Origin of the sequence: Rhizobium sp. NLR10b (genome assembly GCF_019685435.1) — a bacterium.
GTDB lineage: Bacteria > Pseudomonadota > Alphaproteobacteria > Rhizobiales > Rhizobiaceae > Rhizobium.
The window spans coordinates 1-7,271 of the sequence record NZ_JABDWV010000038.1 but is presented as its reverse complement, the minus strand read 5'-3'; the positions used below and the strand labels follow the sequence as shown (position 1 = coordinate 7,271).

Sequence of the window (7,271 nt, the reverse complement as noted above, 5' to 3'; positions counted from 1 at the left end):
TGGTTGACGACGACCTTCTGGTAATCGAAATGGTTGGAGACGACGCCGACGATGTCGATCGGCAGCGCCCCGATCTTCCAGCGGTAGAGCAGGTCGTTGAGGCAATGGCCGAAGCGCGACACCATCAACAGCACCTTCATGCGGCTCTCGCTGTCGTGGAATTCGTATTCCATGGCGAAGGGCGCGGCGGCGGCGGCAAAATCGGCGCTGATCGCGGAACCGGAAAGTCCTTCCTCCGAAATGAAGCTGACGCGCATGAAGAACCTGCCGGTATCGAGATCGTCGAACTGGCTGGAGTCGATGATGTTGCAGCCTTTGTCGGCCAGATAGCTCGAAATCGCCGCAACGATGCCACACGTCGATTGGCAGGATACTGTGAGCACATGGGTGGTCATGACAATCCTCAGTCGAACGCCATCGAGCGGTCTATTCAAGTTGATATTGAGAAGGTGAGGGAGATCAGGCGGCGAGCAGTTGTTTCAGCTTGATCTCCGGTGCGGCGAGCGCTGCCTGATCGGGATGACGTCCGGCGGCGATCAGCATCTCGGCGAGCCGGATATCGCGAGCGATCGCGTTGCCCGGTCCGATGCCGCTCGCGGCAAGCAGGCGGCCATCGGCGCCAAGATGGAAGAGGATAAACGCCTCGGCCGACAGATCACGTCGAACCGTCGTTACAGCCCCCTCGGCGAGCCCCGCGATCTGCAGCGTCAGGTCGTATTGATCCGACCAGAACCACGGCACAGCGGCGCTGGTTTCTTGTGCGCCCATCATGTTGGCGGCGGCAAGCGCGCCCTGCTCATGCGCATTGCGCCAGGACTCTAGCCGGATACGCCGACCACCGTAGTGACGGATTGGAAAGGAGCAACAATCCCCCGCCGCGAAGATATCGGGATCGCTTGTTTGCAGATGCTGATCGACCGCGATGCCGTTGTCGATGACAAGGCCGGCCGCATCAGCGAGCGCCACATTCGGAATCGAGCCGATACCGACGACCACAACGTTGGCCGCAATCACCCGGCCGTCTTCCAGCGAGATGCGCACGTCGCTCGGTCGTTCATCGATCGCGGCTATTTTTATGCCCAACAGTAGGTCCACGCCCGCGCCGCGATGGCGGTTGCAGACCACCTCGGCGATTTCTGCTGGCACGCCGCGGGTAAGAACGCGCGGTAGGCTTTCGAGGAGCGTGACGCTTGCGCCGAGTTTTCGGGCGCTAGCGGCAAGCTCCAGGCCGATGAAACCTCCGCCGATGATCGCGATATGGTTGCCTTCGGCCATGTGTCGGCGGATGGCGGAGGCATCGCCATAGCTGCGCAGGACGCGGATGCGGCCGTGCGAACACGGCGCAGCTGGTAGTTCTCGTGCACTGGCGCCCGTTGCCAGAAGAAGCTTGTCGTACGGAAGGCGGGAGCCGGTCGACAGCGCGATGTTTCTTCCGTTCCGGTCGATTGCGATCACCGACACGCCTGTGATTATCTGGATGCGCTCCGCCTCGAAGCGGGCGGCATCGGCAACGAAAGTCGGCTGGGCGCCCGCGGTGGCGTCTTTGGAGAGTGGCGGCCGCTCATAGGGCAAGAGCGGTTCCGTACCGACGAGCGTGACAGCGCCTTCGAAACCCCGTTCACGCAGCGCAAAGGCTGCGCGTGCGCCGCACTCTCCGGCGCCTACGATGACAAAAGAGGACATGACCAAGCCTCGCGTGAGAGAGAGAAAGAATAAAATCTGTGCCGGTCGGAGGCTTCAGCCCGGCAGTTCGACCAACACCGTCCCATCCTCGACGCGCGCCGCGTAGACGTTGAGGTTCTTGCATACCGGCAGGCGCTTGGCCTCGCCCGTGCGGTAGTCGAAAATGCCGGAATGCTTGGGGCATTCGATCTCATAGTCCATCACGAGTCCATCGGCGAGGTGAATCGCCTCATGAGTGCACAGCCCATCGGTGCAGAAGACCTCGTCGTCCGGGGAGCGATAGAGCGCATAGGTTCGGCCTGAGTGGTCGAAGCGGCGCGCTCCTTCCTGTTCAATATCGTCGAGGCGGCAGGCGGGAATCCAGCTGATCATGATGTCCTCATTACTTTGCGGTTGTCGCATTGGCGCGGGCCTTACGCTTTTCATATCGTGCCTGCATCCGCGCATCGCTTTCCTTGGTCCCGTCGTGCCAAGTACCGAACCACTTGTCGAAAGGCACAAGGCCGTCGCCGTAGTTCACCTCGAAAAACTTGTGATGCAGGTAGTGGGTATAGGCATGGCTGTCGATCGCTGCCTCCGCGCCCAGTTCAATCTTGTCGAAACCAAGATGGCCGACGACCGCTCCGAAGCCGGAATAGTGCAACTGATAGATCGCAAGAACGGGATTCGATGGAATGATAAGGTGGATCAGTGCAGAGGAAAAATAGAGCAGTTGCTCAATCGGATGCATCGACAGCGATGACCAGGGCGACGGATTGACCGAGTTGTGGTGGACGGAATGGATCCAGCGATAAAGCGGACCCCAGTGAATCAGCCGATGGATCGCGAAGAAATGCGCTTCATGGAAAATCGGCATGACGAGCGCGATTGCGAACAGGTACCAGGGGTTCGCGGCGAAGGACACCCACGGCACGAGCCCATTGGCGAAGGCATAGAGGATGCCGACCTCCAGTGCCGTCCAGATCGGAAGAGCCGTGGCAAAGGTCCGGATGATGCCGTCGGCATTCTGGCTGTCGAAGAGGAAGGCCGGGTTCTTGTTGTCGCCGGGAAACTTGCCATTGTACTTGAAGCGGTTTTCCTGGGCACGAAGGATATACAGGCGCAGTTCAAAGGCACCGTAAAACAGGAAAACGGCAATGCAGTTGACGAGAAAGAGCCTGAGGATCCACGCAAAGTGGAAGGTTTTCAGGACCTCTGCTTCCGGCACGATGAAATGCCAATAGGCGACGGCAGAAGCGGCGAAGAGCACATTCCACGGCAAGAAATAGTGTGGCAGCCATTTCAGGAAGGCCACCGGCTTCGGAGGCAGGGTGAAGACAGGGGCGGTCTCGATCCGTCCGTCGGGAGCCCAATCGCCCCGCTTGTTGCGTTTGCCAAAGCTCAGGTCATCCATCGGGGTCTCCGTCAGATCGATTGGGCGAGAGTGAAGAAGCGTTCGAAGGCGGCGTCATCCATATCCACCTGATGCTTCGTTTCGGGATAGGCGCCGCTGGCGACATCGGCAGCAAATGCGCGGAAGGCTTCAACGCGTTTTGTCTGCAGCTCGGCCGTGAGGGCGACGAAATCGGCGTATCGTTTGGCATGGCGGGGATAGTGGTCCGCATGCGTGCCAAGAACGTCCGACGAGAAGAGATATTGCGTGTCGCAGGCCGAACCGCAGCCCATTCCCATTGTGATCATCGGCGTGTTGCGGGTGATGTAGTCGGCGAGGCGCACTGGCACCACTTCGACCTCGATCGCAGCGGCACCCGCATTCTCGAGATCCCTCACGGCGCGTAGTACGCGTAGCGCTTCCTCCGGTGTCCTGCCGATCGCTCGGAAATTTGTCCATGTGGCGCGGTTTGGAACGAGCCCGACATGACCGGTCACAGGTATGCCTTCCCGCGCCATCGCCTCGATGAAAAAGGGAGAATGCGAACAATAGATGGAGTCGGCGCCACGCTTCAGCATCTGAAATCCGAGACGGATTGCTTCTAGCTGCGACGAAACGGCACCATGTGCCATGCCTACTGACAGGAAGGCAAATGGCACGGCCGAGCGAATGGCTTCGAGATTATGGTCTGGTTCGCAGGATAGGATGGTGATCCCGCACTCCACCGCTGCAGCGGCTTCCTCAGCGTTGTCCACATGCAGCTGGAGCCACTTGCGCGAGCCTTTTTGGCTCTGCAGGTCATGGACCGTGGTGCGTCTTGTCATCTAGATCTCCCCCTCGATTTGTTGGGCGATCATAGTCTGCAGGTGGAGCATACGCTGCTAGTTTGTTGATCAAATCAGATCAAGTGCTGGGTCTCAGAGATTTTCCCGAGTGATTGTAACGAACCGGATCGGATCGTTGCCGACGGGTTCGCGGACAAGGCCCAGGCGGGAGAGCATCAGATCAAGCGCGCGGCGCGCCTGGGCCTCTGGCGCCTGGTCCAGGACGACGGACATGATACCGTCTCGCAAGGCGGCTGCACTTCGCTCCGTAAGTTCATGGCCCACGAAGAAGATGTCCCGGCCGCGCGGGTGCTTGTGTAGGACCGACGTGAGCGAGGAATTGGCGCCGCCCGCATTGTAGAAGCCCACCAGATCCGGCCAGGCCTTCATAACTCTGGAACGTCGTGGCGAAGCCTCCAAGGCCGGGATCATAATAGCTCAGGACGCCGTTCTTCACGTCGTTATAAAAGACACTCCCGTCCAGTTCGAGACGGTCGTCGAAAAGCGCAACCTTGGTGCCAAGTTCATAAGTCCAGTTCTCGGCCGCCGGATAAGCGTCTGCCACAACACCGTTGTTCGGATACGAAAACAGCGGGTAGATTTTTGTCACCATGGCTGGTTCATCGTCCCACTTTCGCGTGCTGACGATGTTGTCGTCGACTTTCACTCGCCGACGCCCGCCGAGGCGCAGGTACTCCTCCGCCAGCCGCAGCGATGGCGTCTGAGCATCTTCGCGAATGCTGGTATCTTCGCTGTTTTTATTCTTCTCCAAGAACACGACCAGCGCCTCACGCTCGGGACCGAAGGGCCGCTGGTTCAAGAAAGCATCGACCGACGAACTGGTCTCGTGGCCGCCAGAGGATGCATTCCCCCGGTGGAGGACGAAAAGCCTGCTGGTCGCAGCGTCTTTTCCAATGAACCACTTGTCTCCATTCGAACTCGAAGCAAATTCTTGCAGATCGGCCATGTCGTACTCTTCTTTTCCGGCTGTCAGTTCAGAGGAGCCGTAAAGCCACGGCCTATCGGGTCAGCCCGGTCGCGGCGGCGATCCTGTATCTTTGAGTGTCGCAGATCGAAGCTCATGCCGGCGTACCGAGAGTCCATCAGACCTGTCGCCAATCAGGCGAGCCGGCGTGAAAGCGGGTAACCTGGCGCGTCGTAGAGCGCACGGATCTGGCTGTGACTGTACCGCGCCTCGTCAATCTCCAACATAGAGCCACGCTGCTGACTGAGTGGCATGTCTTCTACGGCGAAACGAAGGGCTTCGGCTGCTGTCTCGAACCGCCGATAACGAGGGCGGCTTATTCCGGCCTTCGACTTGCCGGCGTAAAGGCCCGCTCCGCCCCTATAATCGAACCGGGTCACGTTAGCGGCCTCGCGCCTGCGGAAGGATGACGGAAGGGGCGGGCAGCTTCTCTGACGGTTCGCTCGCTATCCCGCAGCTCGCGCTTGCGCAGCCGCATTCCCGTCCGGAGGTTCAAGAGCTTTTCGGCATTGGAGCCGGCTTCGGCGGCAGGTGCGCGAAACAGCGCCTCTGCGGATTTTCGGGTGGTGTAGTTTGTCATTGAGTCCTCGAATATTGAGCGCGGTATCGCGCGCTTTGGCGATGATATTGGCCTGACGAGCCCCGCTATCCTATTTCTTGCTGAAACTCACCGCGTGGCCGCCCGTAAGCTTGACCTGCGAGCCAGATGGCGGAGCCGTCACCGCTGCGGTCTTGTCTTTCTTCGGTTTACGGATTTCTCGGTTGCTGCGCATTTGGCCTTTGGCCATGGGTTTGTCCTCTGGCGCCGGATGAATGTCGGCGCTGTTTGAGCCTGGGGATTTGGGTTGGCGTTTGTCTCGAAGCAGATTTGCTAAAGTGGGAGGAGCGTCGTGCCCTGAAGTATTGTCCGCATGCGGGTTTTTCCGTAGACGCTGAAATCGGGAAAGGCTCTCATTGCCGCCAGGGGCAGGTTTCGCTGAGCGGCTCGGGTGACCACGGTTTCGAGAAGCGCGCGAAGGGTCGCTTGTTCATGATATCCGAATGGACTGGAACGAGCCAGATTTTGTGAAACGTAGCCGGAATACTCGTTGGAAGACATCGCGTCCTCCTCTCGTTTGGGTAAGGCCGTCGGAAAGACAGCGATACCTATGACACGGCGACTACGTCTGCCACATGCCTGCCTCGCCGTTTGAGCAGGCTATTGTCATTTCTGCCTGCGATGCCGCTCGGGCCGGATGTTGCAGCGGTCGAAACCGGACCCGTCCTTGCGGACGCTTCGGAGATTAAAATTGCCAATCTCTGTGGCGGGAAAAACAAAAGGCCGGGCATGAACCCGACCTCTCACAGTCATTCAGCTTTGCTGCCAGTACATCCGTGGTCAGCGGTGCGAATGACCTTATTACGCCGCCTGAAGGTTGTCGGCAGAGCTCTTGCCGGACTTGCGGTCCTGGACGATGTCATAAGTGATCTTCTGACCATCCGAGAGCGAACGCATGCCGGCGCGCTCGACAGCAGAAACATGCACGAAGACATCCGTGCTGCCGTTATCGGGCTGAATGAAGCCGAAGCCTTTGGTGGAGTTAAACCACTTTACAGTACCAGTGTTCATAACGATTTCCTTTCGAAGCAATCGTTGTGGTTCCCGCGATGCCTAGCGGGATAAGATCGATTATTTGAGAGGAAATCCAACGGGAGCATAAAGCTCTGGAACGACGTCACAAGCATTGGTCGATTAGCAAGATATAAGCTCAATTTTTGGTTTTGCAATGCCTATCTCGAATCTCCTCTGAGTTTCCGCTAAGTTGCCTCATGTCGACCGCGTGAAGGCGGCGTCGCGCTGCGGCGACCGACGGAGGCACAATTCGTTGATGAGAAAAAATCGCAAGCCCAAAGCCGACCCGTCCCTGCACGCCGCCGGCTTATTGCCCGATGCTGCTCGTGGCAGCGTCGTTGAGAAGAGTGGTCAATGCCGCCGGGGATGAACGAAAGGCTTCTGAAGCAGAGCGCTATTGGGAACGGCCTGAGTGGCCCATTCCTTGGCGCTGTCTCCGGTCATATAGATCGCTGGCATGAGTGGCTGCAATTCCCGCGCCCCGGCGCGCCAAGCCCCAGCCGTTTGTTTCTCCTGGCATCCTTATGTCGGTTATCAGGGCACAAAAGCGAGCCGACCATGAGCGCGTACTGCATTGGCAGGCGGGAGTTCTTAGCTCTCAGCCGCCAGCGCCATAAGGATCACTAAGCCTGCTCAGGTGTTGATGCAGACGATCTATAATCGCAGTGTATAGCGCGGCAATCAGGATGAGACGCTGGCGACAATCTGGATGAGATTCTTAGGTCGCGGTCGAGATCAAGTTATCACGCTGATTGTCGCTGACAAGTTCTTCTTCGTTTTCTGATTGCCGCTCCG

General features: G+C 58.6%; 10 protein-coding genes and 1 pseudogene. All 11 read right to left on the bottom strand.

Annotated features, from left to right (window positions below; all coding sequences use genetic code 11):
• Nucleotides 1-395, bottom strand: a 395-nt coding sequence (locus HJB91_RS30095; protein WP_409079599.1) for an ACT domain-containing protein, incomplete at its 3' end; no start/stop codon positions are given.
• A gap of 64 nt (nt 396-459) precedes the next feature.
• Nucleotides 460-1,683: an NAD(P)/FAD-dependent oxidoreductase gene (locus tag HJB91_RS30090; protein WP_221128084.1), complete on the bottom strand. Its 1,224-nt coding sequence runs from the start codon at nt 1,681-1,683 to the stop codon at nt 460-462.
• 54 nt (nt 1,684-1,737) lie between these two features.
• Nucleotides 1,738-2,055 carry a MocE family 2Fe-2S type ferredoxin gene (locus HJB91_RS30085; protein WP_259669994.1) on the bottom strand — a complete coding sequence of 106 codons (318 nt, stop codon included), beginning with the start codon at nt 2,053-2,055 and terminating at the stop codon, nt 1,738-1,740.
• Nucleotides 2,056-2,065: 10 nt separating this feature from the next.
• Complete coding sequence (locus HJB91_RS30080) at nt 2,066-3,076, bottom strand: sterol desaturase family protein (RefSeq protein ID WP_221128085.1); 1,011 nt, start codon at nt 3,074-3,076, stop codon at nt 2,066-2,068.
• Nucleotides 3,077-3,087: 11 nt separating this feature from the next.
• Nucleotides 3,088-3,879: a 3-methyl-2-oxobutanoate hydroxymethyltransferase gene (locus tag HJB91_RS30075; protein ID WP_221156904.1), complete on the bottom strand. Its 792-nt coding sequence runs from the start codon at nt 3,877-3,879 to the stop codon at nt 3,088-3,090.
• Between the two features lie 93 nt (nt 3,880-3,972).
• Nucleotides 3,973-4,269: pseudogene (locus HJB91_RS31010) on the bottom strand (LacI family transcriptional regulator); the annotation flags it as partial.
• Nucleotides 4,154-4,846 carry a TonB-dependent receptor gene (locus HJB91_RS31190; protein WP_221156902.1) on the bottom strand — a complete coding sequence of 231 codons (693 nt, stop codon included), beginning with the start codon at nt 4,844-4,846 and terminating at the stop codon, nt 4,154-4,156. The gene HJB91_RS31190 and the pseudogene HJB91_RS31010, both read right to left, overlap by 116 nt.
• 394 nt (nt 4,847-5,240) lie before the next feature.
• Nucleotides 5,241-5,444 (bottom strand): hypothetical protein, encoded by a 204-nt coding sequence (locus tag HJB91_RS30060; protein ID WP_221114816.1) that lies wholly within the window; start codon nt 5,442-5,444, stop codon nt 5,241-5,243.
• Between the two features lie 70 nt (nt 5,445-5,514).
• On the bottom strand, nt 5,515-5,652 hold the full coding sequence (locus tag HJB91_RS30055) for a hypothetical protein (protein WP_221114815.1): 138 nt from the start codon (nt 5,650-5,652) through the stop codon (nt 5,515-5,517).
• A gap of 83 nt (nt 5,653-5,735) precedes the next feature.
• Nucleotides 5,736-5,963 (bottom strand): hypothetical protein, encoded by a 228-nt coding sequence (locus tag HJB91_RS30050; RefSeq protein ID WP_221156900.1) that lies wholly within the window; start codon nt 5,961-5,963, stop codon nt 5,736-5,738.
• A 300-nt stretch (nt 5,964-6,263) separates the two neighbouring features.
• The gene (locus tag HJB91_RS30045) at nt 6,264-6,473 is read right to left on the bottom strand and encodes a cold-shock protein (protein WP_113233505.1); all 210 of its coding nucleotides are present in this window, start codon (nt 6,471-6,473) and stop codon (nt 6,264-6,266) included.
• Nucleotides 6,474-7,271 lie beyond the last annotated feature (798 nt).